The following is a 1190-nucleotide window of genomic DNA, read 5'->3' on the forward strand; positions in this document are numbered from 1 at the left end:
TGATACCTTCACATACAACGTTAGCGACGGGGCTGCGACTGTCCCCGCCACGGTGAACATCAACGTTACTAATAATCCGCCGCAGCCGCAGCCGGATACCTATAGCACCAGTGCCGGAAAAGCCCTCAGCGTAACAGTGCCGGGAGTTTTAGCCAACGACTCCGACGTAGATTTAGACACGCTGACTGCTGTGGTGGCCGCAAATCCGACGCAAGGGTCGATCGCCCTCAACAAAGACGGTTCTTTCACTTATACTCCTAACGCAGGCTTTTCTGGAACAGACACCTTTACCTACACAGTCAGCGACGGAATAATTAGCTCTGAACCGGCTACCGTGACTGTCAGCGTCAACAATAACCCGCCTGTGGCGAATTCTGACAGCTATACTACTGCTTTTAATACGGGTCTCAACGTGACGGGTTTGGGAGTCTTAATCAACGATACAGACCCGGAAAATGACCCGCTGACTGCGATTTTGGTGGCAAATCCGACTCAAGGGTCGATCGTCCTCAACCAAGACGGTTCCTTCAGTTACACTCCGAATGCTGGTTTTGCAGGGACAGACTCTTTTACCTACAAAGCTAATGACGGGAAAGCTGATTCTGCGATCGTCACGGGAAGCATTATTGTAAATACCCCTCCAACTCCGACTCCCACCGGAACTCCGACTCCCACCGGAACTCCGACTCCCACCGGAACTCCGACTCCCACCGGAACTCCAACTCCGACACCTACGGAAACTCCAACTCCGACTCCCACGGAAACTCCAACTCCGACTCCCACGGAAACTCCAACTCCGACGGGAACTCCGACTCCGACTCCGACGGGAACTCCGACTCCGACTCCCACGGAAACTCCGACTCCCACGGAAACTCCGACTCCGACTCCGACGGGAACTCCGACTCCGACTCCCACGGAAACTCCGACTCCTACGGAAACTCCGACTCCGACTCCGACTCCGACTCCGACTCCGACTCCGACGGGAACTCCGACTCCGACTCCGACTCCGACGGGAACTCCGACTCCGACTCCCACGGAAACTCCAGCGCCAACGGAAACTCCGACTCCGACTCCGACTCCGACTCCGATTCCGACTCCGACGGGAACTCCGACTCCGACTCCGACGGGAACTCCGACTCCGACTCCGACGGGAACTCCGACTCCGACTCCGACGGGAACTCCGACTCCGA

General features: G+C 56.9%; 1 protein-coding gene. It reads left to right on the forward strand.

What is annotated here, in order from left to right; translation table 11 throughout:
- Positions 1-1190, forward strand: a 1190-nt coding sequence (locus tag QUA90_RS22045; RefSeq protein WP_333447725.1) for a cadherin-like domain-containing protein, incomplete at both ends; no start/stop codon positions are given.

Source organism: Microcoleus sp. D3_18_C4 (assembly GCF_036702355.1).
Lineage (GTDB): Bacteria > Cyanobacteriota > Cyanobacteriia > Cyanobacteriales > Microcoleaceae > Microcoleus.